This is a genomic window from Jatrophihabitans sp. (assembly GCF_046262535.1).
Lineage (GTDB): Bacteria > Actinomycetota > Actinomycetes > Mycobacteriales > Jatrophihabitantaceae > Jatrophihabitans.
In genome coordinates, this window is sequence record NZ_JBHEMO010000018.1 from 53,129 (window position 1) to 78,461 (window position 25,333).

Here is a 25,333-nt window from a genome sequence, read left to right on the forward strand (position 1 = left end):
ACGTAAACGTCAAGCGGCGGAGGCCACGCCATGTTCGAGCTGTCCGGCGATCACGAGACGTTCCGCAAAGTGGTCCGCGACTTCGCCGAACGGGAGCTGGCACCGCACATAGCCCAATGGGACCGTGATCGGCACCTGCCGGTGGAGACCGTCCACGCCATGGGCGACCTGGGCCTGTTCGGGGTCAACGTCCCCGAGCAGTACGGCGGCAGCGCCGGCGACTTCACCTCACTGTGCGTGGCCATCGAGGAGATCGGCCGGGTCGACCAGTCGATCGGCGCGACCCTCGAAGCGGCCGTCGGGCTCGGCATCAACCCGATCCTCGCGTACGGCACCGAAGAGCAGAAGGAGCAGTGGCTGCCCGATCTGGTCGCCGGGCGGGCGCTCGCCGGCTTCGGGCTCACCGAGCCGGAGGCGGGGTCGGACGCCGGGGCCACGAAGACGCGGGCCACGCTGGCCGACGGGATGTGGATCATCAACGGCGCCAAGGCGTTCATCACGAACTCCGGCACGCCCATCACCTCGCTGGTCACCGTCACCGCCCGCACCGGGGACGACGAGATCTCCACGATCATCGTTCCGTCGGGCACGACCGGGTTCACCGTCGAGCCGGCCTACGAGAAGCTCGGCTGGCACATCTCCGACACCCACGGCCTCAGCTTCGCCGATTGCCGGGTGCCCGAGGAGAACCTCCTCGGCCGCCGCGGCAACGGGTTCCGGCAGTTCCTGGCCATCCTCGACGAGGGGCGGATCGCGATCTCGGCCCTGGCTGTCGGTCTCGCCCAGGGTTGCCTCGACCTGTCGGTGAAGTACGCGAACGAGCGGCATACATTCGGCGCCCCGCTGGGCTCGCGGCAGTCGGTGGCCTTCGCGCTGAGCGATCTGGCGGTCTCGGTCGAGGCAGCGCGCCTGCTCACCTACAAGGCGGCCTGGCTCAAGGACGCCGGGCGCCCCGCGGCCCAGATCAAACAGGCCGCGTCCATGGCGAAGCTGTACTCGTCCGACGCGGCCATGAACGCGACCCGGACGGCGACGCAGGTGTTCGGTGGCAACGGCTTCATGGAGGAGTTCCCGGTCGCCCGGTTCTACCGCGACGCGAAGATCCTCGAGATCGGTGAGGGCACGAACGAGGTTCAGCGCATGCTGATCGCGCGCGGCCTCGGACTGCCGGTCGCATGAAGGACTCGGCCTCATGAAGGACTCTGCCTCATGAAGGACAAGGAACTCCGCGCCGCGCGTGAGGCCACCCTGGCGCCGCCGGACAAGGCGGCGGCCAAGTTGGCCGCGCAGCACAAGCTCTACGTCCGCGACCGCCTGGCGCTGCTGTTCGACGACGGCACGTTCGTCGAGGACGGGCAGCTGGCGAACGCCCTCGCGGCCGGCCTGCCCGCCGACGGCGTGGTCACCGGTCAAGGTCTGGTGGACGGCCGGCCGGCGCTCGTGGTCGCCAACGACCCGACGGTGAAGGCCGGCTCGTGGGGGGCGCGGACGGTCGAGAAGATCATCCGGATCACCGAACGGGCCCTGGTGGAGGAGCTGCCGATCTTCTGGCTGATCGACTCGGCCGGCGGCCGGATCACCGATCAGGTCGCACTCTTTCCCGGCCGCCGCGGTGCCGGGAAGATCTTCCACAACCAGGTGGCGCTGTCGGGCAAGGTTCCGCAGATCTGCTGCCTGTTCGGCCCGTCCGCCGCCGGCGGCGCGTACATCCCGGCCTTCTGCGACATAGTGATCATGGTCGAGGGCAACGCCTCGATGTACTTGGGCTCGCCGCGCATGGCCGAGATGGTTGTCGGCGAGAAGGTAACGCTCGAAGAGATGGGCGGCGCACGGATGCACGCCACCCTCTCCGGCTGCGGGGACAATCTCGCCGTCGACGACGAGGACGCGATCGAGCAGGCGCGGTTGTTCTTCTCCTACCTGCCGACGTGCTGGCGCGAGCCGGTGCCCGAGGCCGAGGCCGAGCCGCCGATCCTCGACCTGAGCGACGACTGCGTGCCGGCCGACGAGTCAGTCCCGTTCGACGTGCACGAGGTGATCGATGGTCTCGTGGACGCCGATTCCTTCTTCGAGATCAAGCCGCTGTTCGCCCCCGAGGTCGTGGTCGGGTTCGGCCGGCTCGACGGTCGACCGATCGGCATCGTGGCCAACAACTCCGCGGTGAAGGGCGGCGTGCTGTTCGTCGACTCCGCCGACAAGAGCGCGCGCTTCATCTGGCTGTGCGACGCGTTCAACGTCCCACTGCTCTACCTGGCCGACGTCCCCGGGTTCATGATCGGCAGCGAGGTCGAGCGGCAGGGCATCATCCGCCACGGCGCGAAGATGGTCTCGGCCGTCTCGGAGGCGACCGTCGCGCAGATCTCGGTCATCGTGCGCAAGGCATACGGCGCCGGGCTGTACGCGATGGCCGGCCCCGGGTTCATGCCGGACGCCTGCATCGCCCTGCCGACCGCGCGCATCGCGATCATGGGCCCGCAGGCCGCGGTGAACGCCGTCTACGCCAACAAGATCGCCGAGATCGCCGACGCCGACGAGCAGGCCGAGTTCATCGCGACCAAGCGAGTCGAGTACGAACAGGACGTCGACCTGCTCCGGCTGGCGTCCGACCTCGTCCTCGACGCGGTGATCGAGCCGTCGGAACTGCGCGCCGAGCTGATCAAGCGCTACGCGGTCCTGATCGGCAAGACGCGGCACTTCGCCACCAAGCGGCACGGAGTGCCGCCGACATGACGTCGCTCGCCGGCCGGGTCGTCGCCACCGACACAACCGAGATCTCGGTGCGCGGCAACGCCAGCGACGAGGAAATCGCTGCCGTCCTGGCCGTCGTGTCGTCCGGTTCGCGGCCGGCGGACGGCTGCCGCCGATGGCAGGCCACCCGGCTGGCGGCGTTGCGCCGTCCCTCATCCCCGCTCGACGAACGCGAGTAACGCCGGTGCCCCGCTACCCGTCCGTGCTGCTGGCCTGCCTGGCCATCCAGTTCCGCGAATGGCGACAGGGCCGGCCGACCATCGAGGCGCGGCGTGCGGACGCGCCTTCCGGGCCGGCACCTCTGGGCGACCTCGGCGACGGGATCGTGGTGAGCGAGCACACGGTCCCGGTCGACGGGGGCACGGTGGGCGTCCGCATCCATTCCGGTATCGCCCCGGGTCCACAGCCTGCGCACCTGCTCATGCACGGCGGCAGCTTCTGTTACGGCGCCCCCCGCGACCTCGACGACGTGGCCGCCCGGTATGCGCGGACGGTTGGTTGCACCGTTGTCGCCGTCGAGTACCGGCTCGCGCCCGAGCACCCGTACCCGACCGCTGTCGAGGACGCCTACGCCGCGCTGTGCTGGACGGTCGCGCACGCCGAGGAACTCGGTGTGGACGCGACTCGCGTCTCCATCGGAGGGCTCTCGGCCGGCGGCGGCATCGCGGCGGCGGCCACCCTGATGGCGCGCGACCGCGAGGGCCCGCGGCCGATCTTCCAGCTGCTCGAGATACCGGTGCTCGATCTGACGGGGAGCAGCCCGTCGCACAAGCGATACGGACGCGGCTATCTGCTCACCCGGGCCGAGTTGCTCGACGCGTACGAGCTGTACCTGCCCGATGCCGGTCGGCGCCCCGAGCCCTACGCGTCGCCGCTCTTCGCTCGCGACCTGGCCGGCCTGCCGCCGACAACGGTCATCACTGCGCAGTTCGACCCGCTGCGCGACGAGGGTGAGGAGTACGCGCGGCGCCTCGCCGCGGCCGGCGTTCCCACCCAACACGTCAGAGCTCGCGGCCACGTCCACTCGTCGACGTACACCGCGATGCGGTCGGCCCGGCATTACCAGCGACTCGCCGCGGACGCCCTGAGACGCGCATACGGGACCGCCGCGGGGTGACCGTGTCCAGAGCGGTTCGCCGTGCGGGACAATCGATACGTGGACGAACGGGGTAGCGACGACACGCCGGTCACCGAGGCGGCACCGACCGCCGGTGCCGGCGACGACGACTGCGCGAACCCGGTCCGCGACGCGGTGATCGCCCTGGCTCGCCGCGGCGAGGAGAACCAGCCGGTCGAGGTCGCGCAGATCGCCGCGAACCTGCCGTTCGTCATGCGGACGGTGGCCGGCACGGCGGCGCTCGGCATCGGCGTCAACGTCATCGGCGTGCTGATCGTCACCGTCGTCGTCGGCGCGATGAACACCAGGGCCACCGACCACCAGTTGCAGGTCGTGCTGGCCACCACCGCGATCATGGTGCTCTTCTCGGTGCTCGCCGGAGTCACCGTCGCCGCGCTCGTCCAGCGGCGCACGTTGCGCTGGCTCCTGCGCGGTGAGCGGCCCTCGATCGCCGATGCCCGGCGCGCCCTGCGCCTGCCCCGTGACATGGCGGTGATCGCTGCAGCGTTGTGGATCTTCGGCGGCTTCGTGATCGCCGTCGCCGCCGCTGCCGTCGGCGAGGACGCGCAGACCGTCTTCGGGATCTCCGGCGGCATCGTGCTGGCCGCCTCGGCGGATGCCGGAATCACCTACCTACTCGTCGGCCGCGTCAACCAGCCGGTGGCGCGGCTCGCGCTGGAGTCGTCGCCGCCGCAGGAGATGCCCGTGTTCGGGCTGCGCTGGCGGCTGCTGCTCATCTGGGTGCTGACGACCGGCACGCCGATCCTCGGTCTGGTGCTGGTGCTCACCGCGCCGCGAGGCAAGACCCACGTCGTCGGCGTCAGCATCATCGTCGCGGTCGTGACCCTCCTGCTCGGCGGCTACTCGACCGCCCTGGCTGCGAAGGCCATCGGCAATCCGCTGTGCAGCATGGTCGAAGCGCTGCACCGCGTCGAAGAGGGCGATTTCGACGTCACGGTCCCGATCGAGGACGCGGGCGAGATCGGCCTCGTGCAGAGCGGCTTCAACGCGATGGTGGGCGGCCTGCGCGATCGCGAACGCATCCAGGACCTGTTCGGCCGGCACGTCGGACCCGCCGTGGCCGCGGAGGCCATCACCGGTGGCGTCACCCTCCGCGGCGAGGGGCGTGATGTCGTGGCGTTGTTCGTCGACATCACCGGCTCGACCAAACTGACCCGCGAGACCGACCCGATCGAATTCGTCGACATGCTGAACCGGTTCTTCGGCGTGGTCGTCGACGAGGTGGAGGGCAACGGCGGCCTGTTGAACAAGTTCGAGGGCGACGCGGCCCTCTGCGTGTTCGGCGCACCGGTCGAGTTGGCCGATCCGGTCACCGCCGCGTTGCGGACCGGCCGCGCCATCCGTGACCGGGTGGCCGAGATGGGTGAGCTGCACATCGGGATCGGGGTGGCGGCTGGTCCGGTCATCGCCGGGCAGATCGGCGCGGCCAGCCGGCTCGAGTACACGATCATCGGTGACGCCGTGAACGAGGCGGCCCGGTTGACCGAATTGGCCAAGCGGGTCGACGGCAACATCCTGGCCAGCGACGCCACCGTCGAGGCCGCGTCGGCCGAGGAGCGACAGAACTGGGTCGCCGGCCGGGTCACCCGGCTGCGCGGCCGCGAGGCGCCGACCCACACCTACCGCACTGTCACCTCGCCCGATGACGGCGGCGCGACAGTGTCGCTCGCGCGCCGGCTCACCGACGTCGCCAAGGCGGTGGCCGACCTGCCGGCGCCGGGCGGCCACATCCGCGACTGACCCGGTGCGTTTCCGCGCCGGCTGCGTCCGTCCGCTTCGCCGACCAGAGCAGCTGACCACCAGCCGGGCCGAAAGTGGTCACCCGCTCTGGTCGGTGCGCCAAACCGGCTGGCTCTGTCAGTTCCCGCGCCGATTCGGGCGCGGATAGCCGACGGCCTCGAGGCCGTGGCCGAGCTCGTGCAGCATTCGGCGCACCATCGGCAGCGAGACGCCGACGACGGTGTGCGGGTCACCCTCGACGCCGTCGATGAACCAGCCGCCGAGGCCGTCGATCGTGAAGGCGCCGGCCACGGCGAGCGGCTCGCCGGTCGCGCAGTACAGATCTATTTCGGCGTCGGTCACGTCGGCGAACCGCACGCTCGTAGCCGCGCCTTCGATGACCGCCTGGCCGGTCGCGGTGTCGACGAGGCAGTGCCCGGTGTGCAGCACGCCCGTCCGTCCCCGCAGTTGCCGCCAGCGTGCCCGCGCGACGTCCGGCGAGCCCGGTTTGCCGAGCGCCGCGCCGTCGAGGTCGAGCATCGAGTCGCAGCCGAGGACGAGGGCGGCCGGGCCGGCCTGCGCCGCCACGGCCGTTGCCTTGAGCTCGGCCAAGCGGACAACCAGCTCGGCCGTGGTCGGCGCGGTGACAACATCCTCGTCTACCCCACTGACCATCACTTCGGGTTCGATCCCGGCCCGGCGCAGGGTGTCCAGGCGCGCGGGCGACGCCGAGGCGAGGACGAAGCGCACCGTCGAGTGGCTGGACAAGCCGGTCAGAGACCGATGGACTTCGAGATGACGGTCTTCATGACCTCGCTTGTGCCGCCGTAGATGCGGGTGACCCGGGCGTCGGCGTACCGGCGCGAGATCGCGTACTCGCTCATGAACCCGTAACCGCCGTGCAGCTGCAGGCAGCGGTCCATGACCCGGCCCTGCAGCTCGGTGCAGTAGTACTTGGCCTTCGCCGCGTCGGCCGCGTTCAGCTCGGCCGCGCTCAGCCGGTCGACGCAGCGATCGATGTAGGCCTGGGCGATGTCGAGGTCGGTGGCCAGATCGGCCAGGACGAACTTCGTGTTCTGGAAGGAGGCGATCGACTGGCCGAACGCCTTGCGGTCGCGGACGTACTGCACGGTCTCCTTGAATGCCGCCGTGGCCTCGGCGAGGGCCGAGACGGCGATCGACAGCCGCTCCTGCGGCAGCTTCTGGGTGAGCTGGTTGAAGCCCTCGCCCTCGTCCCCCAGCAGGTTCTCGACCGGGACGCGGACGTCGGTGAACGACAGCTCCGACGTGTCCTGGGAGTGGAGACCCAGCTTGTGCAAATTGCGACCGCGCTCGAACCCGTCCATCCCGCGTTCGAGGATGAGAAGGGACATCCCGCCCCGCCGGTCGGCCGGATCGCTGCCGGTCTTGACCGCGGTAATCACGAGATCGGCATTGATGCCGTTGGTGATGAACGTCTTCGCGCCGTTCACGACGTAGTGGTCGCCGTCGCGCTTGGCGCTAGTCCGCAGGCCGGCGAGATCGGATCCGGCGCCCGGCTCGGTCATCGCCACCGCGGTGATCAACTCGCCGGAGACGATGCCCGGCAACCAGCGCTGCTTCTGCTCGTCGCTGGTGAAGGAGAGGAAGTACGGCAGGCAGGTGTCGTTGTGCAGCGAGATGCCGAGGCCGGATCCGGTCACGCCGGCCTCGGCGATCTGCTCGTTGAGGATCTGGTTGAACCGGTAGTCGGCGACCCCGCCGCCGCCGTACTGCTCGGGAACCGCCATGCCGAGGAACCCGCTGGCCCCGGCCTCGCGGAACACGTCGCGGGGCGTGATGCCCGCCGCCTCCCACTCGACGTAGTTGGGCACGATGGTCTTGTCGACGAAGGCGCGGAAGGCGTCGCCGAACGCGAGGTGATCTTCGTCGTAGTGCTTGCGGTCCATGCCGTCATGGTAGGGCGGATAGCGTGGAGCGATGACCGCGCACATCGGGGTGATCGGCGGCTCCGGTTTCTATTCCCTGTTGGACGATCCGGAGCAGCGCACGATCGATACGCCCTACGGGCGGCCCAGCGATCCGATCGGTCTGGGCACGCTCGCCGGGCGCTCGGTCGCCTTCGTGCCGCGGCACGGGGCCGAGCACCGGTTCGCTCCGCACGTCGTCCCCTACCGGGCCAATCTCTGGGCGCTGCGCTCGCTCGGTGTCCGCCAGGTCGTGTCGTTGTCGGCGGTGGGCTCGTTGACGCCGTCGCTGCCGACCGGGACCCTCGTCGTTCCCGATCAGCTCGCCGACCGGACGCACGGCCGCGAGCACACCTACTTCGATGACGGGTCCGGTGTCGCGCACGCGACCTTCGCCGACCCCTACTGCCCGCGCGGCCGCGCCGCCGCGCTGTCTGGCGGCGCGGCCCACGACGGCGGCACGCTGGTGGTCGTGAACGGTCCGCGCTTCTCGTCGCGAGCCGAGTCGCTGGAATTCCAGGCGCACCGCTGGTCGATCATCGGCATGACGGCGATGCCCGAGGCGGGGCTGGCCCGCGAACTCGCGCTCTGTTACACGACGCTGGCACTGGTCACCGATCTCGACGCCGGAGTCGAAGCCGGCGGCGGCGTGACGCACGCCGAGGTGCTGGCCGCCTTCGCCGCGAACCTGCCGCGCCTGCGCGAGCTGTTGGTGGGCACCCTCGAGCGGCTGCCCGCGGACCAGGCTGACTGCCCCTGTGGGGACACCACCGGCTACCCGCCGTCCTTCCAGCTGCCATGAGGGTGTTGCTGACCGGCGGCGCGGGCTTCATCGGCACGCATGTGCTGGCGGCGCTACGCGGCGGCGGTCACGACGTCGTCGTGCTCGACTCGCTACGGGCGGACGTCCACCGCGGACCCGCTCCGGTGATCGATGGGCTCGTCGTCGGTGACGTCCGCGACGCGGCGGCCGTCGACTCGGCCCTGCGGGGCGCGGACGCGGTCGTGCACCTGGCCGCGAAGGTCGGACTCGGCGTCGACGTGCAGGACCTCCCGGACTACGCCGGCTCCAACGACCACGGCACCGCGATCCTGCTGGCAGCGATGGCTCGCGCCGGCGTCGCGCGGCTCGTGCTGGCCAGCTCGATGGTGGTGTACGGCGAGGGCGTGGGCCACTGCGGCACGCACGGCGACGTGCGGCCGGGCCCGCGTGCCGAGGCCGCGCTGGCCGCCGGCGAGTTCGAGCCGCCCTGCCCGGTGTGCGGCGAGGCTCTCGCGCCGGCGCTCGTCAGCGAGGACGCGCCCCTCGATCCGCGCAACGGCTACGCCGCTTCGAAGCTGGCGCAGGAGCACCTCGCCGCCTCGTGGGCGCGGGCGACCGGCGGATCGGTGGCGGCGCTGCGGTACCACAACGTCTACGGCCCGGGGTTGCCGATGAACACCCCCTACGCCGGTGTGGCCGCCATCTTCTTGTCAGCGCTGCGTCAGGGCATCGCTCCCCGCGTGAACGAGGACGGCGGCATGCGCCGCGACTTCGTCCATGTGCGCGACGTCGCGGCTGCGACCGTCGCCGCCCTGCACCACGGCGGGGGCGTGCGCGCCTACAACGTCGGATCGGGTACGCCACGCACCGTCGGCGAACTGGCCGCCGCGCTGGCCGACGCCGTCGGCGGCCCGGCGCCGATGGTCTCTGGCGACTACCGCCTCGGGGACGTCCGGCACATCACCGCCGACTCGTCCCGGTTGCGCGCAGAGCTCGGCTGGGCGCCGCAGGTCGACTTTGCCGCCGGCCTGGCCGAGCTCGCCGGCTCAGGCCAATAGCTCGGCCACGGCACCCGGGGCTTCGCGCATCGCGTCGTGGGCGGTCGGCAGCTCGAAGACCTGCCAGCCCGGATCGGCGTCGAGTCGGGCCCGGAGCCGGGTGAAGGGGGTGCCTTCCCATCCGGAGCAGTAGATGAACTCGCGGCGGGGGACCTCGGCAACCGCACCGGTCAGCCGGATCTGCTGCACGAGCGAGGCGAAGGGGTGGGGACGGCGGCGGGGATCGCGACCGGGTCGGTCGGGCGGCCGCACGGCGTAGCCGGAGTCCGCGGCGCCGGCCACGAACGCCTGGCGGTATGCCTCGGTCGTCGACGACCAGCACGAGTCGCCGTCGCGGGGTACGTAGGCGTCGAGGTGCACGAGTCGGGAGACGCGACCGCCGGCGCGGTCGGCGGCGGCCGCGATCACCATCCCGCCGTAGCTGTGGCCCACCAGCGTCGCGTCGGTGAGGGTCGCGCGATCGAGGACCGCCAGCACGTCCGCTGCGTGGGTATCGAGGTTGGCAGCGGCGATCGTGGCTGCGTCGTCGTCGGGCCCCAGGCCGGTCAGCGTCACGGCGTGCACGACGTGCCCGGCCCGCTCGAGCAGGGGGACCACAGCCTCGAACGCCCAGGCGCCGTGCCAGGCGCCGGGAACGAGGACGAAGGTTGCCATCGATCCTCCTCACTCACTGCTTCGGACGACTCCAGATGATCAGATCGGGGACGTGGCGGGCTACCGCTAAACTGACGTATCATGCCCGTTCGCCGCCAAGACCGGAACGGCCAGGCGACCCGTTCGCACCTCTGGCCGAGCGGCGGACGCCACCTGTGGCCGTCCGGGGGCGGCAGCGGCGGGCAATCGCACGCGCGCGGCCACCTGGTCTACGCGGCAACCGGCGTCCTGGCCGTGCACACGGACCGCGGAACGTCGATCGCTCCGGCCAACCGGGTGGCCTGGACGCCGGCCGGGTACACGCACGAGCATCGCGCCCACGGCGACACCGACATGCGGATCGTGTTCGTCGGGCCGGCCGCGGCTCGGTCGCTGCCGGACCGGCCCGCAGTCTTGCTCGCCTCCGGAATCGCGCGCGAGATCATGCTGGCCCTGACCGGGCGGGACAACTACCGCGAGGCGACGCCGAGGTACCGAGGGGCTGCCCGTGCGCGCCTCCTTCGGGTCCTCGTCGACGAGCTCGGGCAAACGGAGGAGCAGCCGCTGCACCTGCCCGACCCCAAGGACGACCGGCTGCAGGCGCTCGCGCGGATCCTGGCCGAACGGCCGGCCGACCGCTCCTCGCTGACCGAACTCGGTAAGGCGATCGGAGCCAGCTCGCGCACCCTGAGCCGGCTGCTGCGCGACGAGCTCGGCATGACCTTCTACGAGTGGCGCACGCAGCTGCGCATCTACCACGCGCTCGTGCTCATGGCCGACGGCTACGACACGACGCAGACCGCTTACGCCTGCGGGTGGGCCAATCCGAGCAGCTTCATCGCGGCCTTCGCCGCAGTCATGGGCAGCACCCCGGGTCGATACCGGGCCGGTCGGGAGAACGCCCCTCGCGGTTAAGCCACGCTCATCGGCAGCCGCACGCGGAACCGGCACCCGCCGGGTTCGTTCTCGACGTCCACCGTGCCGTCGTGCGCCTCGACGATGCCTCTCGTGATCGCCAGCCCGAGCCCGGCCCCGGCCGGCAGGTCGGCGTGCGGGCTCCGCGCAGTCTCGCCACGGAAGCCGACGTCGAAGACCCGGTCCAGATGGGCATCGGGAATACCCCCGCACTCGTCGCGCACGACCACCTCGGCCAGCGGCTCCGGCTCGCTGGACCAACCGACGCGCACATCGACGAGCCCCTGGGCGCGGGTGTGGCGGATCGCGTTGGCGACCAGATTGGTGAGGGCCCGATTCAGTTCCGGGCCGTTGCCGACCACGGTCGCCGCTCCGTCGACCGAGCCGGCCACCCGCACGCCCTGCGCCGCGGCGAGCGGCTCGAGTGCGGCGATGCAGTCCGATACGAGGTCGTCGAGGGCGATGTTCTCGGCGTTGCGCGACACCTCGCCCGCCTGGATCCGCGACAGGTCGAACAGGTCCTCGACCATCTGGTTCAGCCGCTCGACCGACGAGCCGATCTGCTTGAAGTACACCCCGGGATCGTCGACGACGCCGTCCTCGAGCGCTTCGGCCATGGCGCGAAGGCCGGCCAGCGGCGTCCGCAGATCGTGACTGACCCACGAGACCAGCTCGCGGCGCGCCGACTCGAGTGACCGCTCGCGTTCGCGGGTCGCGGCCAGAGCAGCCGCCGTCGCGCGCAACTCGCTGCGCACCTGCGCGACCTCAGCGGTCAGGCGCCGCCCGTCGGCGGTGGGCACCCGGCCTTCACCGATCTCGGCGACGGCGTGCAGGAGGGATGCGTTCTCGCGACCGAGCCGGCGGCCGACGGCGATCGCCGCGACAGTGGTGACTCCACCGGAGAACGCGGTCAGGACGATCATCGTCTTCCAGTCCCACATCGGCAGGAGCATCGAGTGGATCGCGCCCCACAGCGCGCCCATCGACGCCGCCGCGCCGGTCACGACCAGCGACGTCAGCAGACCGACCAGGGAGCGGCGCCGCACGGGCGTCAGGACGACCCACGTGGCGATGCCCGCGACGACCGCCCACAGCAGGGCGGCGCCCAGGTTGGTCCACGTGATCGTCACGCCCGGCCCCGTTCCGCCGGGGCCGACGGCGAGACTCCGGTCCACACATGCTGTTCGTGCCGTCTGGTCACGGCAGTTCCAGTCGGTAGCCGATACCCCAGACGGTCTGGATCAGCGACGGCGTCGTGGGGTCGTTCTCGACCTTCTCCCGCAGCCGGCGGACGTGGACGGTCACCGTCGACTGGTCGCCGAAGGTCCAGCCCCACACCTCGCGCATGAGCTGTTCGCGGGTGAACGCCTGGCCCGGATTGCTCAGCAGGAAGGTCAAGAGATCGAGCTCGCGGACCGTCAGGGCCAGTTCCTCGCCGTCGCGGGTGGCCCGCCGGGCGGCCGCGTCGACCGTGATCGAGCCGGCGGTCAGGACCGTTCTGGTCGGAGCCGACGCCGAGCCGGCGATGCGCCGCAGGACCGAGTCGACCCGCAAGACGAGTTCGCGCGGCGAGAACGGTTTGGTCACGTAGTCGTCGGCGCCGACCTCCAGGCCGGCGATGCGGTCATCGGGCTCGGCGAGCGCCGTCAGCATCACCACGGCCACCTCCGGATAGTCCGCGCGGACGCGACGGCACACCTCGAGACCGTCGACGCCGGGCAGCATGAGGTCCAGGACGACGAGGTCGGGCTGCTTCGCCTCGATCGCGTCGATCGCCTCGCGACCGTCGCCGAGCTGGCGGGTGGTGTGACCCGCCCGTTCCAGATAGTTGACGACGACCGAGGCCACCGTGTCGTCGTCGTCGACGACCAGGACGTGTGCCATGCGCTGAAGGCTAGTGACTGCCGCACCGGTCGGCGCCGCTTTCGCGGTCGGCCGTCACCGGTCGGTAAGGGTTGTTTCCCCTGCTCCGGCCCTAGCGTCGAAGGGGTGTCAGCCATCGACGCTCCGATCCTCGACATCGTCCTGCCTTGTCTCGACGAGGCCGAGGCGCTGCCGTGGGTGCTGTCGCGGATCCCCGAGGGCGCTCGCGCCATCGTGGTCGACAACGGCTCGGTGGACGGATCGGTGGCGATCGCCCGGGCCGGCGGTGCACTCGTCGTGGAGTGCCCGCAGCGCGGCTACGGTGCGGCCTGCCATGCCGGCCTGCTCGCCGCCACGGCCGAGTACGTCGCCGTGTGCGACTGCGACGCCACCATCGACCCGGCCGCCGCGCTCGACTTCGTCTCCGTGCTGCGGGGCGGGGCCGATCTCGTCGTGGGGCGCCGCCTTCCCGTCGGGCGCGGCGCCTTCCCGCTGCCGGCGCGGGTCGCCAACCTCGAGCTCGCCCGCCGGGTGCGCCGCCGGACCGGGCTCGCGCTGCACGACGTCGGACCGCTGCGGGTGGCCCGCCGGGCCGACCTGCTCGCCCTCGGTGTCGCCGACCGCCGGTGCGGATACCCGGTGGAGACCGTGCTCCGCGCCGCCGAGGCCGGATGGCGCGTCGCTGCCGCCGGCGTCGAGTACACCCCGCGCGCCGGACGGTCCAAGGTGACCGGAACGCTGCGCGGAACCGTGCAGGCCGTGCGCGACATGAGCGCGGTGCTCGCGACATGAGGCGACCCGCGACGCATCTGAGCGGTGCACCGGCCCTCATCGTGCTGGCCAAGGAGCCGGTCCCCGGCCGGGTGAAGACCCGCCTCGTCCCGCCGCTGACCTATGCCGCCGCCGCCGAGCTCGCCGCCGCGGCCCTCAGCGACACGATCCTCGTCGTCGATCGCGTGCCGGCCCGCGAGCGGGTCCTGGCCTTCGACGGCGACGTCGCCGGCTGGTTGCCGAGCGGCTGGCGGCGCGTCGCGCAGCCCGGTGGCGCCCTCGACGCGCGCCTCGCGGCGGCCTTCGATGCCGTCGGCACGGGGCCGGCGCTCCTCGTCGGCATGGACACACCGCAATTGAGTCCCACCGATCTGGTCGGCTTCGACCCGTCGCGCTACGACGCTTGCTTCGGACCCGCGGCCGACGGCGGCTATTGGACGATCGGCTTTGCCGACGCCCGCAACGCGGCCGCGGCGATCCGCGGGGTGCCGATGTCGAGCCCGCACACCGGCGCCGTCCAGCTGCGCCGGCTGCAGGAGCAGGGGATGCGGGTGCAGATCCTGGACACGCTTGTCGACGTCGACACGATCGACACGGCGGCCGCGGTCGCGGAGCTCGCGCCGCACACCGCCTTCGCGGCCGCTCTGGCCGTCGTCGCCCGGGCCGCCTGATGGAGGTCGGCGCGCTCGCGCCCTACGAGCAGGCCCTGCGCGGCGCGGGTCCGCTCGGGCTGCACACCGAGGACGGACGGCTGCTCACGCTCGACGTCGCCCGGTGGCTCGGCGCTGCGGACAGCGCCGACCGGACGGTGCTCGACCGCTGTCGCGGCCCGGTGCTCGACGTCGGCTGCGGCCCCGGACGGTTCGTGTCCGAGCTCAACTCGCGCGGGATCGCCGCGCTCGGCGTCGACATCGCCGAGACCGCGGTCGCGCTGACCCGCGCACAGGGCTTCCCGGCCCTGTTGCGCAGCGTCTTCGCCGACCTGCCCGGCGAGGGCCGGTGGCCGACCGTCCTTCTCATCGACGGCAACATCGGCATCGGCGGCGACCCCTACCGCCTCCTCGCCCGGATCGGCCGGCTCCTGGCCAACGACGGTCAGCTGATCGTCGAGACGCACCCCGACCCGGACGCGCACGACATCCTCGAGGTCCGCTTCAGCGACGGCGGCCGGCCGGTGGGTCCGCTGTTCGACTGGGCTCACGTCGGCGTCGCCGCACTGCTGCAGTACGCCGTCGATGCCGGCTACGCGGGACTCGACGGGTGGTCGTCGGACGGCCGGTCGTTCGTGACGCTGGTCCGCGACCGGTCGCGGAACACCCGCAGGACGTAGAGCGCGAGCGCGCCGCCGGCGACGATGCCGAGCAGCACGACCAGGTTCGCGCTGTAGTCCTGTTGCAGGATCGATTTGACCTGCGGCTGGCTGTTCTCCCGCGTGATGAGGGGCACGGCGATGACCGTGATCAACGCGCCCGTGACCAAGGCGCCCTGTAAGTACCGCCTGGTCCGTGGCGATACTGCCTTGGTCACGAGCACGCCGACCGCCACGACGACCGGTGAGACGAGTCCGTCGTGGATGAGGAGCGCCGCCAGCAACCACACGAAGAGTGCGATCAGGTCGTCGCTCGGGATCTGGGTGACGAGGCGGAATACCCCGAACAGGCCGAGCAACACGCCGGCCCCGCCGGTCAGCAGTCGGGTACGCATCAGAGGACCTCCACCCGCGTCAGCCATTTCGTGTTGAGGACGCCGGCCCGGTCGGGCGCGATCAGCCGCAGCGGGTACCCGTGCTCGATGTCGAGCCGCCCGCCGTTGAGATGCGTGGCGAGCAGCGCCGAGGCCACCTGCGGACCTTCGACGTAGGAGTGCTTCCACGCGCCGTGCGCCTCGAGGGACACGACCCGCACCCGCGAGTGGATGGTGCCGCCGGCGCGCTCGACGACGTCGCGCAGCCGCAGGCCGCGCCAGTGGGCGCCGACGCTCCAGCCCTCGACGCAGGCGATCGGGAAGCTCGCCTCGTGTGTGGCCAGTTGCTCGATCTCGGCCAGCGTGAGGACGTACGGTTGCCGGCCGGTGACCGCGAGCTGCCAGCTCGGGGCGAGGGCGAGTTCGCGCACGTTCGCCTGGTCGGCCGTGCGGTTGACCGGCACGCCCTGCGGGCCCCTCTTCGGTTGTCGGGTGGCCAGCAGTCCGATCGGAGCGAGCGGGGTGACCGTCTCGCCGATGGAGCTCGCGACGACGATGGCCACCCCTATGCCCGTGGCGGCCAGCAGTCCCCGACGGGTGATCCCCGGCGTGACCGGCGCCGGTTGGGCGGTGTCGTCGTTGTTGCTGTACGCGTCGGGGTTGTCCTCCCACGAGATCTCGGTCAGCACGTCGCCGTCGGCAACCTTGACCTTGAGCCCGTACTTGATGTCGGGCAGCTTGACCGCGATGTGCAGCAGGATCGAGCCGATCACGACGTAGGCCAGGAAGCGGTGCACCTGGACGAAGTCCCAGGGCCACGGGTACCAGTTCAGCGCGTTGAAGAAACCGGTGAACAGCTCGACGAGGGCGGACGAGACGAGGACGGCCAGCGACAGCCGCTCGAGGGTGTGCAGCGCCGACTTCACCGGCGGCCACTGGAACAGCTTCGGGAACACCGACCACAGCTTCACCAGCAGCAAAGGGATGGCGGCGGTGCCGGTGACGACGTGAATGCCCTGCGTGACCCGGTAGGCCCAGACCGGCGAAGCCGGCTCGGGCAGCCAGGACCATGGGTGGTACTGGTAGTGGCTGAGCAGCCCGGTGACGAAGCAGATGCCGAAACAGATGCCGAGCACGCGACCGACGCGGGCCGTCAACGCGGTGGAGCGCAGCGTGCTGGTGAAACGGGGCCACAACGGGGGCGCGCTTCTCGGCGCCGGCTCGGTTTGCGTCGGTTGCACGGTCACCCTCAGGAGTCTCGTCGCGATCGGGCCCGCTGAACCCTTACGTCATGAAGAAGTTCGCGCTGCGGGCTCGCTTCGGTTCCGTTTGCTTGACACGCTCGGACGATGGCCCGCCCTCGCAGCACAGCGACCGCGCTCGCAGTCGCGCTGGCGACCGAGGCGGCGCTGTTCGCGGTGCTCCTGCGCTACACCGACCTGACGACCTTCGGCCACGCTCAACTGCTGGCCGTCACGGCGCTCCCGGTGTGGCTGTGCGCGGTCCTGCTGTTCGCGCGGCTGGAGCTGGCGCCGCGCCGCGCCGCGGTGCTCGTGCTGGGCGTCAGCGCGTTGTTGCAACTCGTGGCAGTGACGGCGAGGCCGTCCAGCTCGGACGACGACAATCGCTACATCTGGGACGCCAAGGTGCAGCTGTCCGGCGTCGACCCGTATCGGTATCCACCGTCGGCCCCACAGCTGGCGCACCTGCGCGACGGTTCGCTCTTCGGTGCTCCCGATCACTGCGGGCACGCCTTCCCCGGCGGCTGCACGTCGATCAACCGCCCGACGGTGCGCACGATCTATCCGCCCGTGGCCGAGGCCGCCTTCGCCGGGATCCGTATCGCGTCGTTCGGCGGCCGCGGCGGTGCTCTGCCGCTGCAGCTCGCGGCCTTGCTCGGTTGCCTGGCGATCGGGTGGCTGCTACTGCGCCGTACCCGTCCCTGGTTGGCCGCGGTGTGGGCGTGGTGCCCGGTCGTCGTCGTCGAGTACGCCAACAACGCGCACATCGACTGGCTGGCGGCGCTGCTCGTCGTGCTCGCGGTGTCGGCGCGTGGCATCCGCGCGGCCGGCGTGCTGCTCGGCGCGGCGATCGCGGTGAAGGTCTATCCCGCTCTCGCGCTGCCGGCCTTGATGCGCCGCTCGTGGGTCGTGGCCACGACCGCGTTGGCCTTCGTCGTCCTCGTCTACGTCCCGCATGTGATCGCGGCCGGCGGCACGGTGATCGGCTACCTGCCCGGCTATCTGCGCGAGGAGCAGTACGACAGCGGCAACCGGTTGGTGCTGCTGGGCGCCCTGTTCCCGCATCCCGCCGACACCGTGGTCGGGGCAGTGGTGCTGGGCGCGGTCGGTCTGTGGGCCTGGCGAAGGGGGTCCATCGATGCGCCCGCGCAGGCGGCCGTCGTGGTCGTGGGCGTCGCGTTCCTCGTCTTCACACCTCGTTACGGGTGGTACGCCGGCGTGCTGCTGGCCCTGGTGGCACTCAGCGGCGCGGTCGAATGGCTGCCGGTCGTCCTGGCGCCGACCTACGCCTACGTCGACCACAGCGATCGGGACCTGATGATCTACGCCTTCGCCGCCCTGCTCACCGCCCTGATAGCGGCCGGGCGGCACGTCGATAGCCTGCGGTCATGGCTCCGGTCGATGTCGATTTCGACGGCCCGCTCGCGGTCGTCACCCTTGCTGCCCCGCCCCTGAACCTGTTCGACGCGGAGCTGGTGGCCGCGCTGCGCGTGGCGATCGCCTCGGTTGCACAGGCGCCGCAGGCGCGCGGGCTGTTGATCCAGGCCACCGGCCGAGCCGTGTCGGCCGGCGTCGACGTCAACCTGTTCGCGCCGCTCGATCCGGTGAGCGGCGCGGCCCTGTGGCGCGACTGGTTCGCGATGATCCATCAGCTCGAGTCGCTGCCGTTACCGACCGTCTTCGCCGCGCACGCGCTGTGCCTCACCGCCGCATTCGAGGTGTCGCTGGCCTGCGACCTGTTGCTTGCCGCGGAGTCGGCTCGGTTCGGGCTGGTCGAGATCGTCGTGGGGCTGACGCCGTCGATGGGCGGCCCGCAACGGCTGGCCGAGCGGGCCGGACCGGCGCGCGCCCGCGAGCTGATCTACACCGGAGAGCTCTACGACGCTGCGACCCTCGAGCGGTGGAACGTGGTGAACCGGGTGCTGCCCGATGACGGCTTCGCCGGCGCGGCCCGCGCATTCGCCCGTCGATTGGCCGACGGCCCGACCCAGGCGCACGCGGCGACCAAGGCGATCGTGCGGGCCCAGCTGGACGGCGGGACGCGGGCGGCGGACGAGGTGACGCCGGTGATCAGCGGCGCGCTGTTCGGCACCGAGGATCTGCAGAACGCGGTGGCGTCGTTCCTGCGGGACGGGCCCGGGAAGGCGAGCTACACCGGCCGGTGATCAGCCTGGTAGCGCGCCTGTGGCGCTGAACGCGCTGCCCACGGCGGCCAGACAGTCGCCACCCTCGGTGCGCAGGACCTGACGTTGCGTCGGACGGGCGGCTCGGTAGAGCTCGAGGCCGTTTGCGGTCAGGCAGGTGAAGACCGAGCGGCGGTCGTCCTGGCACATGCCGCGCGTGACGAGGCCGTCGGCCTCGAGCCGGGCGACGAGGCGGGACAGCGCGCTCTGGGTCACGTGGGCGTGCTCGCCGAGCTGGTGCATGCGCATGCTGTGGTCGGGGCCGGCCTCGGCGAGCTGCTCGAGGATGGCGAACTCGCTTCCGGTGATGCCATGCCCGCTCTGCAGTGCGCGGTCGAGGACGCAGGACACGCGGTGGTAGCGGCTCATCAGCTCATGCCAGGCCCGGGCGAGCTCGTCATCGGTGCGCTTGGACACGTCGCGAGCATACCACATGCACTGTCATCTAATGTCTACGAAAATAATGTTGCCGCATTAGATGCAAGCGCATAGATTGCTTTTCATGACCTCTCTGGACACGGCACCGAACCGCGGTGCCACCTCCGTCCCCACCGTCCCTCTCAACTCCGGTCTGGTGACCGGCTCGCAGTGGTCGCGCGCCACCTGGGCCCTGCTGGTCGTCCTCTGCGGCGCGCTGTTCCTGGACGGGCTCGACATCTCGATGATCGGTGTCGCGCTCCCGTCGATCGGCTCCGACCTGCACATGTCGGCCAGCTCGCTGCAATGGATCGTCAGTGCCTATGTGCTCGGCTACGGCGGCCTGCTCCTGCTCGGGGGCCGCGCCGCAGACCTCATCGGTCGCCGCCCGGTTTTCCTGGCCGCCGTCGCGGTGTTCGGACTGGCCTCGCTGGTCAGCGGTTTCATGAGCAACGACACCGCGCTCATCGCTTTGCGGCTGATCAAGGGCGCGTCGGCCGCCTTCACCGTTCCAGCCGGCCTCTCCATCATCACGACGACGTTCGCCGAAGGACCGGCCCGCAACCGGGCGCTCAGCATCTACACCGTGTGCGGCGCCAGCGGCTTCTCCCTCGGCCTGGTGTTCGGCGGCGTGCTCACCGAGATCGGCTGGCGGGCCACCCTGTTCGCCCCGGCTCCGGTCGCCATCGCGCTGGTCGTCATCGGCTACCGGCTGCTGCCGCGCGTGGCGCGCGAGCGGTTGTCCATCGGTCACCTCGACCTCGCCGGCGCCTTCACCAGCACGGCCTCACTGCTCGTCCTGGTCTACGCCGTCGTCGAGGCGCCCACGCACGGCTGGGGCAGCGCCAGCACGATCGGCCTGCTGGCCGCAAGCGTCGCCCTGATGACCTCGTTCGTCCTCATCGAGCGGCGCCACCCGCGCCCGCTCGTGCGGCTCGGCATCCTGCGCTCCGGTGCTCTCGTCCACGCCAACATCTCGGCGGCCGTCATGTTCGGCGGTTACGTGTCCTTCCAGTTCGTGGTGACGCTGTATTTGCAGAACTCGCTCGGCTGGTCGCCGTTGTCGATGGCGCTCGGCTTCCTGCCGGCCGGCGCACTCGTGGTCGCCAGCGCTCCTCGCATGGGCGGCGTCCTGGCCCGGGTCGACACGCCGAAGCTGATCTTCGCGGGGTTGTCCGCCTTCGTCCTCGGCTACCTGCTCTTCCTGCGGGTCTCGCCGTCGATGAGCTACGCGAACTTCCTGCTGCCGACCATGCTGCTGCTCGGGGCCGGGTTCGCGCTCGCGTTTCCGTCCATCAACGCGCAAGCGACCGCGGGCGTGGCCGAGCACGAGCAGGGCCTGGCCTCGGGGCTGGTCAACACGAGCCTGCAGATCGGCGGCGCGGTGGTGCTCGCCGTGGTCACGGCGATCCTCGGCAACAGCGGAACGCCGGTGAAGGGCCAGCTTCTGCCCGGGATGACGAGCACGATCGCCGTGTCCGTCGGGGTGTCCGTGGCCGGGCTGCTGTTGACCGCTGGCGTGCTGCTGAGCAACCGGCGGCGAGCCCGGGCCGACGTGGCCGGCGCGGTCGCTTTCCCGGCCGTCGACCTGCCGGTGGCCGCGCTCGTAAGCGTCGAGGCGACCGACGAGACCGAACTCTGCGCGACCTGCTGCCCGTAGGACCGCTCCGCGCCGCTCATCCCGTCGGATGGGGCGGCGCGTCGGCGTTCGGCCGGTGACCCACGTCGCAGTGACCGGCATGACGTTTTAGGCCAGACACGGTGTACCGCGATTAAAGTAAGAGGTACTCGCGTTCACATACATCTTGAAAGGTCTTGTCTTGTCCCGCTTCGCCGTTGCCCTGTCCACCACGCTGCTCGCCGGAGCCGCGCTACTCACGATCCCCGGAGGTGGCGCCGGGGCGTCCGACTCGTGCGTGGCCTGGGCCAGCCTGCCCGCACGCGTCGCGCTCAGCGGGCACGCGGTCGAAGTGCGGTCGACCCTGCAGGGGACGCCGGCCTGCACCGGCGTCACCGCCGATGCCGGCGCTCACGCGCTGCTGAACGGCCCGGGGCCGTCGACATCGGACTACCCGATGCTCTGGACCCACCTGGGTGACACCGACAGCGCAACGATGTACGCCTCGTTCACCGTGCCCGGGACGTACACGATCCGTGGTGCCGACCTGAAGACCTACGACGAGCGCTATTTCCACATCCCCAACCAGTGGCGGGCCACGTCCACCACGGTGAAGTACGCCGGTCGGTTCGCCGGCGTCACGCGCACGTCGCTCACGATCGCGGCGACGCTGCAGTTCCACGACAGGTACGAGTGGCGCTCGCACGGCAATGTTGCCGTCGCGCTGCAGCGCCGCACCGGCGGAACCTGGCAGACGGTGGCCCGCGCCGAGACATCCGGTCAGGGACGGGTCGTTTTTCGCGCCGGCTCCGGCACCTACCGGCTGACCAGCGCCACGACCGGCCTGGTCTGGAGCACAGCCCGCTCGCTCGGCACCTCGCGAGTCTGAGGGCTCACCAGGCCGAGGCGCGCCACGCGTTCGGGCCGGGGATCAGCGGCGCCCGGCGCCGAGTCGCCGGATCGCTCCACCCACCGCGACGGCCGCGCTCGACCGGCGCGGGTTCCCCGGCCGACGCCGCCGCGATGACAGCGGCGACAGCGGCGAGTTCCTCAGGCGTCGGCGTGCCGCTGACGATGCGCAGCGTCGGCCGATCTTGTGCAGACTCGCCGTCCGTTTCCGGCGTGTCTGCACAAGATCCACTTGGCGCGTCGCTGCTCACAGCGGAATGTTTCCGTGCTTCTTGGGCGGCAGCGACTCGCGCTTGTTGCGCAGCATTCGCAGGGCCTTGATGACGTACGCACGCGTCTCCGACGGCGGGATCACCGAGTCGATGTAGCCCCGCTCGGCCGCGATGTACGGATTGACCAGCGTGTCCTCGTACTCCTGGACGAGCCGGGCCCGCAGCTCCTCCGGCTTGTCCGACTTCGCCAGCGCCTTGCGGTGCAGGATGTTGGCCGCACCCTGGGCGCCCATGACGGCGATCTGCGCCGTCGGCCAGGCGACGTTGATGTCGGCCCCGAGGTGCTTGGACCCCATCACGTCGTAGGCGCCGCCGAACGCCTTGCGCGTGATCACGGTGACCTTGGGGACGGTCGCCTCGCAATAGGCGTAGATCAGCTTGGCGCCCCGGCGGATGATGCCGGCGTGCTCCTGGCCGACGCCGGGCAGGAAGCCGGGCACGTCGACGAGGGTCAGCACCGGGACGTTGAAGGCGTCACAGGTGCGGACGAAGCGCGCCGCCTTCTCCGACGCGTCGATGTCGAGGCAGCCGGCGAAGTGGGTCGGCTGGTTGGCCACGACGCCGACCGGATGACCCTCGATCCGGCCGAAGCCGACGATGATGTTCTGTGCGAAGAGCTCATGCACCTCGAGGAAGTCGCCGTCGTCGATCAGGTGCGCGATGACCTCGTGCATGTCGTACGGCGTGTTGGCCGAATCGGGAATGAAGCTGTCGAGGAACGTGTCGGTCTCGTCGGCGACGTCGCTGACCTCGGTGTCGTAGACCGGCACGGGGTCGAGGTTGTTGGATGGCAGGTAGGACAGCAGCGCTTTGACGTAGTTGATCGCGTCGCCCTCGTCGGACCCGAGGTAGTGAGCGTTGCCGCTGGTGGTGTTGTGCGTCCGGGCCCCGCCGAGCTCCTCGAGCGTCACTTCTTCGCCCGTCACCGTCTTCACGACGTCCGGGCCGGTGATGAACATCTGCGAGGTCTTGTCGACCATCACGATGAAGTCGGTCAGGGCGGGGGAGTAGACGTGGCCACCCGCGGCCGCACCCATGATCAGCGAGATCTGCGGGATGACGCCGGATGCGCGGACCGTCCGGTGGAAGATCTCGCCGTAGAGGCCCAGCGAGACGACGCCCTCCTGGATCCGCGCGCCGCCGCCTTCGTTGATGCCGACGACCGGGCAGCCGGTCTTCATGGCGAAGTCCAGCACCTTGACGATCTTCTCGCCGTACACCTCGCCGAGGGCGCCGCCGAACACGGTGACGTCCTGGCTGAAGACGCAGACCGGCCGGCCGTCCACGGTCCCGGCGCCGGTGACGACGCCATCGCCGAAGGGCCGGTTCTTCTCCATGCCGAAGGTGCTCGAGCGGTGCCGGGCGAACTCGTCGAACTCGACGAACGAGCCGTCGTCGAGCAGCGCCGCGATCCGCTCGCGGGCGGTCATCTTGCCCTTGGCGTGCTGCTTCTCGACCGCGCGGGCCGAACCGGCGTGCACGGCCTCGTCGTAGCGCCGCTCGAGATCAGCCAGCTTGCCGGCCGTCGTGTGCGGGTCGAGATCGGGGCCGGATGGGTCAGCAACCATGTTCGGAGGGTAATCCGGCGGCCGCGGGCCCTACGGTGAGGGGCGTGGCTCGTGTGCCCCTGGACTCAACCCGGCTGCAGGAGCGGCTCGACGCCCGGTGGTCGCGCATCGAGGTCGTGGACAGCACGGCGTCCACCAACGCCGAGCTGCTCGCCGATTCCACCGCCCCGGACCGCAGCGTGCTGGTCGCCGAGGACCAGGTCGCCGGCCGCGGCCGGTTCGATCGCTCGTGGACGTCGCCGCCGCGAGCCGGCCTGACCTTCTCTGTCCTCCTGCGTCCGCCGGTGCCGGTGCCGTCGTGGGGCTGGCTGCCGCTGCTCGCCGGCGTCGCGATGCGCGAGGCCGTCGATTCCGTGACGGGCATCGACACCGCGCTCAAGTGGCCCAACGACCTGTTGGCCGGCGACGGGCGCAAGCTGGCCGGGATCCTGGCCCAGACTGCCGGCACGGCAGTGGTGATCGGCATCGGCCTGAACGTGGACACGGCCGAGGACGAGCTGCCGGTCGACACCGCGACCTCGGTGCTGCTCGCCGGCGCGGCCGACGTGGACCGCACCGCACTGCTGATCGCGATCCTCAACCGCCTTGACGCCCGCTACGCGCAGTGGGGCGACTGCGGCGGCGACGCTGCGGCCGCCGGGCTGCCGGAGGCCTACCGCGTGGTCTGCGCCACGCTCGGCCGCGCGGTCCGCGTCACCCTCAGTGACGACACCGTCCTGATCGGCCAAGCGACCGACGTCGACGATCTCGGCCGGTTGGTCGTGCGGACGCCCGCCGGGGAGCGCGCGGTGAGCGCCGGGGACGTCGAACACGTCCGATCCGCGTGAGGCCAACTGCCTGACGAGAGGCCCTACAACCGATAGCCTGCCGACACTGACCCAGGAGGCTGTCGTGGCTTATCCCGAGAAGATCCTCGCCAATGACGAGAAGGTCGTCGAGCACCTGCATCCGCACTGGATCACGCTCGTCCCGGCGACGCTGTGGTTCATCGTGCTGTGTGCGGCCGGCGGGTTCGGGCTGGCCGAGGTCTACAACAACATGGACAGCGGGACGGGCCGCGACATCGTGGTGGGCATCATCGTGGTCGTCGGGGTCCTGCTGCTGTGCTGGCTGACCTTCGCGCCGTGGATCCGCTGGCGCACCACGCACTACGTCTTCACCTCGCACCGCGTCCTCATCCGCCGTGGCGTGTTCACCCGCACCGGCCGCGACATCGCGTTGCAGCGGATCAACGACGTCGGCTTCAGCCAGTCGCTGTGGGACCGGCTGGTCGGCGCCGGGACGCTGACCATCGAGTCGGCCGGCGAGCAGGGCCAGGAACAACTCACGAACGTGCCGAACTCCGACCAGATGCAGCAGCGGCTGAACCGGCTGATCGAAGAGGACGGCGATCGGCGCACCCGGCCGGCCTACGGGCAGGCACCGCAGGGCTACCCCCAGCAAGGCGGGCTCCCGCCCCAGCAGGGCTACCCCCAGCAGCAGCCGTCCGGGCAGTACCCGCAGCAGCCGCCCTACCCGCCGACCCAGAACTACCCGCCGCAGTAGCGCTGCACCACGGCCTGGGCCAGCGCGACCAACTCGGCTCGCAGCTCGGCCGGGGCGAGCACCTCGACGTCGGCGCCGTACCGGATGAGGTAGGCGGCGGCGTTGCCCGGCGACTCGATTGGCAGCTGCCCGACGGTCCATCCGTCGGCATCCGGGGTGCCGGCCGCCGCGGCCTGGGACAGCGCCCGGTCCCCGAGATCGTCCAGCCGGGCACGGAGCGCTGGTGAGAGCCGGACGGTCGCCTCAGTGACGAACCGGCGTTCGTCGAAGTCGGCCAGCTGAGCGCGCCAGAAGTCGCCCAGCTCGAACGACTTATCGCGTCCGAACGTCTCGTCGAGGGCCG

General features: G+C 70.9%; 28 protein-coding genes. 17 read left to right on the forward strand and 11 right to left on the reverse strand.

Features of this window, described 5'->3' with window-relative positions; genetic code table 11:
• Positions 1 to 30 precede the first annotated feature (30 nt).
• Genes ABR571_RS02175 through ABR571_RS02195 form a run of 5 tightly spaced genes read left to right on the forward strand, consistent with a single transcriptional unit; the run spans position 31 to position 5,626 of the window.
• A complete protein-coding gene (locus ABR571_RS02175) occupies positions 31 to 1,179 on the forward strand; it encodes an acyl-CoA dehydrogenase family protein (protein WP_409451540.1) in 1,149 nt (382 codons plus the stop codon).
• 30 nt (positions 1,180 to 1,209) lie between these two features.
• Entirely contained in the window at positions 1,210 to 2,730 is a 1,521-nt protein-coding gene (locus ABR571_RS02180; protein ID WP_409451541.1) for an acyl-CoA carboxylase subunit beta, read from the forward strand.
• On the forward strand, positions 2,727 to 2,927 hold the full coding sequence (locus tag ABR571_RS02185) for a hypothetical protein (protein ID WP_409451542.1): 201 nt from the start codon (positions 2,727 to 2,729) through the stop codon (positions 2,925 to 2,927). The genes ABR571_RS02180 and ABR571_RS02185 overlap by 4 nt, the downstream gene beginning before the upstream one ends.
• A 5-nt stretch (positions 2,928 to 2,932) precedes the next feature.
• A complete protein-coding gene (locus ABR571_RS02190) occupies positions 2,933 to 3,865 on the forward strand; it encodes an alpha/beta hydrolase (RefSeq protein WP_409451543.1) in 933 nt (310 codons plus the stop codon).
• Between the two features lie 39 nt (positions 3,866 to 3,904).
• The gene (locus ABR571_RS02195; protein ID WP_409451544.1) at positions 3,905 to 5,626 is read left to right on the forward strand and encodes an adenylate/guanylate cyclase domain-containing protein; all 1,722 of its coding nucleotides are present in this window, start codon (positions 3,905 to 3,907) and stop codon (positions 5,624 to 5,626) included.
• 117 nt (positions 5,627 to 5,743) lie between these two features.
• On the opposite strand, the gene ABR571_RS02200 is transcribed toward ABR571_RS02195, so the two are convergent.
• Complete coding sequence (locus ABR571_RS02200) at positions 5,744 to 6,382, reverse strand: Maf family protein (RefSeq protein WP_409451572.1); 639 nt, start codon at positions 6,380 to 6,382, stop codon at positions 5,744 to 5,746.
• Positions 6,379 to 7,533, reverse strand: coding sequence for an acyl-CoA dehydrogenase family protein (locus tag ABR571_RS02205; RefSeq protein WP_409451545.1), 1,155 nt, complete (start codon positions 7,531 to 7,533; stop codon positions 6,379 to 6,381). Before ABR571_RS02205 ends, ABR571_RS02200 begins: the two co-directional genes overlap by 4 nt.
• Positions 7,534 to 7,564: 31 nt before the next feature.
• Between ABR571_RS02205 and ABR571_RS02210 the strand changes: the two genes are divergently transcribed.
• Together ABR571_RS02210 and ABR571_RS02215 are read left to right on the forward strand one after the other, a co-directional pair.
• Positions 7,565 to 8,353 carry an S-methyl-5'-thioadenosine phosphorylase gene (locus ABR571_RS02210; protein ID WP_409451546.1) on the forward strand — a complete coding sequence of 263 codons (789 nt, stop codon included), beginning with the start codon at positions 7,565 to 7,567 and terminating at the stop codon, positions 8,351 to 8,353.
• On the forward strand, positions 8,350 to 9,372 hold the full coding sequence (locus ABR571_RS02215) for an NAD-dependent epimerase/dehydratase family protein (protein ID WP_409451547.1): 1,023 nt from the start codon (positions 8,350 to 8,352) through the stop codon (positions 9,370 to 9,372). Before ABR571_RS02210 ends, ABR571_RS02215 begins: the two co-directional genes overlap by 4 nt.
• On the opposite strand, the gene ABR571_RS02220 is transcribed toward ABR571_RS02215, so the two are convergent.
• Positions 9,361 to 10,026, reverse strand: a complete 666-nt coding sequence (locus tag ABR571_RS02220; RefSeq protein WP_409451548.1) for an alpha/beta fold hydrolase — start codon at positions 10,024 to 10,026, stop codon at positions 9,361 to 9,363. The two genes, ABR571_RS02215 and ABR571_RS02220, sit on opposite strands and share 12 nt — an antisense overlap.
• 81 nt (positions 10,027 to 10,107) lie before the next feature.
• Between ABR571_RS02220 and ABR571_RS02225 the strand changes: the two genes are divergently transcribed.
• Entirely contained in the window at positions 10,108 to 10,920 is an 813-nt protein-coding gene (locus tag ABR571_RS02225; protein ID WP_409451549.1) for an AraC family transcriptional regulator, read from the forward strand.
• Here the strand turns inward: ABR571_RS02225 and ABR571_RS02230 are convergent.
• Together ABR571_RS02230 and ABR571_RS02235 are read right to left on the reverse strand one after the other, a co-directional pair.
• Complete coding sequence (locus ABR571_RS02230; RefSeq protein ID WP_409451550.1) at positions 10,917 to 12,050, reverse strand: sensor histidine kinase; 1,134 nt, start codon at positions 12,048 to 12,050, stop codon at positions 10,917 to 10,919. The two genes, ABR571_RS02225 and ABR571_RS02230, sit on opposite strands and share 4 nt — an antisense overlap.
• A gap of 67 nt (positions 12,051 to 12,117) precedes the next feature.
• On the reverse strand, positions 12,118 to 12,804 hold the full coding sequence (locus ABR571_RS02235) for a response regulator transcription factor (protein WP_409451551.1): 687 nt from the start codon (positions 12,802 to 12,804) through the stop codon (positions 12,118 to 12,120).
• Between the two features lie 105 nt (positions 12,805 to 12,909).
• Between ABR571_RS02235 and ABR571_RS02240 the strand changes: the two genes are divergently transcribed.
• The 3 genes from ABR571_RS02240 to ABR571_RS02250 are packed head-to-tail and all read left to right on the forward strand — an operon-like array spanning position 12,910 to position 14,884.
• Positions 12,910 to 13,575 carry a glycosyltransferase family 2 protein gene (locus tag ABR571_RS02240; RefSeq protein ID WP_409451552.1) on the forward strand — a complete coding sequence of 222 codons (666 nt, stop codon included), beginning with the start codon at positions 12,910 to 12,912 and terminating at the stop codon, positions 13,573 to 13,575.
• Positions 13,572 to 14,225 (forward strand): DUF2064 domain-containing protein, encoded by a 654-nt coding sequence (locus ABR571_RS02245; RefSeq protein WP_409451553.1) that lies wholly within the window; start codon positions 13,572 to 13,574, stop codon positions 14,223 to 14,225. The genes ABR571_RS02240 and ABR571_RS02245 overlap by 4 nt, the downstream gene beginning before the upstream one ends.
• Positions 14,225 to 14,884 (forward strand): class I SAM-dependent methyltransferase, encoded by a 660-nt coding sequence (locus ABR571_RS02250; protein ID WP_409451554.1) that lies wholly within the window; start codon positions 14,225 to 14,227, stop codon positions 14,882 to 14,884. The genes ABR571_RS02245 and ABR571_RS02250 overlap by 1 nt, the downstream gene beginning before the upstream one ends.
• Here ABR571_RS02250 and ABR571_RS02255 read toward each other — a convergent pair.
• Positions 14,797 to 15,258, reverse strand: coding sequence for a hypothetical protein (locus tag ABR571_RS02255; protein WP_409451555.1), 462 nt, complete (start codon positions 15,256 to 15,258; stop codon positions 14,797 to 14,799). The two genes, ABR571_RS02250 and ABR571_RS02255, sit on opposite strands and share 88 nt — an antisense overlap.
• Positions 15,258 to 16,484, reverse strand: a complete 1,227-nt coding sequence (locus tag ABR571_RS02260; RefSeq protein WP_409451556.1) for a molybdopterin-dependent oxidoreductase — start codon at positions 16,482 to 16,484, stop codon at positions 15,258 to 15,260. Before ABR571_RS02260 ends, ABR571_RS02255 begins: the two co-directional genes overlap by 1 nt.
• 102 nt (positions 16,485 to 16,586) lie before the next feature.
• On the opposite strand from ABR571_RS02260, the gene ABR571_RS02265 reads away from it, so the two are divergent.
• Together ABR571_RS02265 and ABR571_RS02270 are read left to right on the forward strand one after the other, a co-directional pair.
• Entirely contained in the window at positions 16,587 to 17,933 is a 1,347-nt protein-coding gene (locus ABR571_RS02265) for a glycosyltransferase 87 family protein (protein ID WP_409451557.1), read from the forward strand.
• Complete coding sequence (locus tag ABR571_RS02270) at positions 17,867 to 18,643, forward strand: enoyl-CoA hydratase/isomerase family protein (RefSeq protein WP_409451558.1); 777 nt, start codon at positions 17,867 to 17,869, stop codon at positions 18,641 to 18,643. Before ABR571_RS02265 ends, ABR571_RS02270 begins: the two co-directional genes overlap by 67 nt.
• On the opposite strand, the gene ABR571_RS02275 is transcribed toward ABR571_RS02270, so the two are convergent.
• The gene (locus ABR571_RS02275) at positions 18,644 to 19,078 is read right to left on the reverse strand and encodes a MarR family winged helix-turn-helix transcriptional regulator (RefSeq protein WP_409451559.1); all 435 of its coding nucleotides are present in this window, start codon (positions 19,076 to 19,078) and stop codon (positions 18,644 to 18,646) included.
• Positions 19,079 to 19,163: 85 nt separating this feature from the next.
• Between ABR571_RS02275 and ABR571_RS02280 the strand changes: the two genes are divergently transcribed.
• Together ABR571_RS02280 and ABR571_RS02285 are read left to right on the forward strand one after the other, a co-directional pair.
• Positions 19,164 to 20,738, forward strand: coding sequence for an MFS transporter (locus ABR571_RS02280; RefSeq protein ID WP_409451560.1), 1,575 nt, complete (start codon positions 19,164 to 19,166; stop codon positions 20,736 to 20,738).
• A 160-nt stretch (positions 20,739 to 20,898) separates the two neighbouring features.
• The gene (locus ABR571_RS02285; protein ID WP_409451561.1) at positions 20,899 to 21,585 is read left to right on the forward strand and encodes a hypothetical protein; all 687 of its coding nucleotides are present in this window, start codon (positions 20,899 to 20,901) and stop codon (positions 21,583 to 21,585) included.
• 4 nt (positions 21,586 to 21,589) lie between these two features.
• On the opposite strand, the gene ABR571_RS02290 is transcribed toward ABR571_RS02285, so the two are convergent.
• On the reverse strand, positions 21,590 to 21,856 hold the full coding sequence (locus ABR571_RS02290; RefSeq protein ID WP_409451562.1) for an acyl-CoA carboxylase subunit epsilon: 267 nt from the start codon (positions 21,854 to 21,856) through the stop codon (positions 21,590 to 21,592).
• Entirely contained in the window at positions 21,853 to 23,445 is a 1,593-nt protein-coding gene (locus ABR571_RS02295; RefSeq protein WP_409451563.1) for an acyl-CoA carboxylase subunit beta, read from the reverse strand. The genes ABR571_RS02290 and ABR571_RS02295 overlap by 4 nt, the downstream gene beginning before the upstream one ends.
• Before the next feature lie 44 nt (positions 23,446 to 23,489).
• On the opposite strand from ABR571_RS02295, the gene ABR571_RS02300 reads away from it, so the two are divergent.
• Both ABR571_RS02300 and ABR571_RS02305 read left to right on the forward strand, forming a co-directional pair.
• On the forward strand, positions 23,490 to 24,272 hold the full coding sequence (locus tag ABR571_RS02300; protein WP_409451564.1) for a biotin--[acetyl-CoA-carboxylase] ligase: 783 nt from the start codon (positions 23,490 to 23,492) through the stop codon (positions 24,270 to 24,272).
• A 64-nt stretch (positions 24,273 to 24,336) separates the two neighbouring features.
• A complete protein-coding gene (locus tag ABR571_RS02305) occupies positions 24,337 to 24,990 on the forward strand; it encodes a PH domain-containing protein (protein ID WP_409451565.1) in 654 nt (217 codons plus the stop codon).
• Here ABR571_RS02305 and ABR571_RS02310 read toward each other — a convergent pair.
• On the reverse strand, positions 24,975 to 25,333 hold a 359-nt coding region (locus ABR571_RS02310), incomplete at its 5' end, for a helix-turn-helix transcriptional regulator (RefSeq protein WP_409451566.1). The genes ABR571_RS02305 and ABR571_RS02310 overlap by 16 nt on opposite strands.

Coding starts and splice junctions, on each gene's coding strand:
- ABR571_RS02175 (WP_409451540.1), top strand. CDS start 31: ATGTTCGAGCTGTCCGGCGATCACGAGACGTTCCGCAAAGTGGTCCGC.
- ABR571_RS02180 (WP_409451541.1), top strand. CDS start 1,210: ATGAAGGACAAGGAACTCCGCGCCGCGCGTGAGGCCACCCTGGCGCCG.
- ABR571_RS02185 (WP_409451542.1), top strand. CDS start 2,727: ATGACGTCGCTCGCCGGCCGGGTCGTCGCCACCGACACAACCGAGATC.
- ABR571_RS02205 (WP_409451545.1), bottom strand. CDS start 7,533: ATGGACCGCAAGCACTACGACGAAGATCACCTCGCGTTCGGCGACGCC.
- ABR571_RS02210 (WP_409451546.1), top strand. CDS start 7,565: ATGACCGCGCACATCGGGGTGATCGGCGGCTCCGGTTTCTATTCCCTG.
- ABR571_RS02215 (WP_409451547.1), top strand. CDS start 8,350: ATGAGGGTGTTGCTGACCGGCGGCGCGGGCTTCATCGGCACGCATGTG.
- ABR571_RS02220 (WP_409451548.1), bottom strand. CDS start 10,026: ATGGCAACCTTCGTCCTCGTTCCCGGCGCCTGGCACGGCGCCTGGGCG.
- ABR571_RS02225 (WP_409451549.1), top strand. CDS start 10,108: ATGCCCGTTCGCCGCCAAGACCGGAACGGCCAGGCGACCCGTTCGCAC.
- ABR571_RS02235 (WP_409451551.1), bottom strand. CDS start 12,804: ATGGCACACGTCCTGGTCGTCGACGACGACGACACGGTGGCCTCGGTC.
- ABR571_RS02245 (WP_409451553.1), top strand. CDS start 13,572: ATGAGGCGACCCGCGACGCATCTGAGCGGTGCACCGGCCCTCATCGTG.
- ABR571_RS02250 (WP_409451554.1), top strand. CDS start 14,225: ATGGAGGTCGGCGCGCTCGCGCCCTACGAGCAGGCCCTGCGCGGCGCG.
- ABR571_RS02255 (WP_409451555.1), bottom strand. CDS start 15,258: ATGCGTACCCGACTGCTGACCGGCGGGGCCGGCGTGTTGCTCGGCCTG.
- ABR571_RS02265 (WP_409451557.1), top strand. CDS start 16,587: ATGGCCCGCCCTCGCAGCACAGCGACCGCGCTCGCAGTCGCGCTGGCG.
- ABR571_RS02270 (WP_409451558.1), top strand. CDS start 17,867: ATGGCTCCGGTCGATGTCGATTTCGACGGCCCGCTCGCGGTCGTCACC.
- ABR571_RS02280 (WP_409451560.1), top strand. CDS start 19,164: ATGACCTCTCTGGACACGGCACCGAACCGCGGTGCCACCTCCGTCCCC.
- ABR571_RS02295 (WP_409451563.1), bottom strand. CDS start 23,445: ATGGTTGCTGACCCATCCGGCCCCGATCTCGACCCGCACACGACGGCC.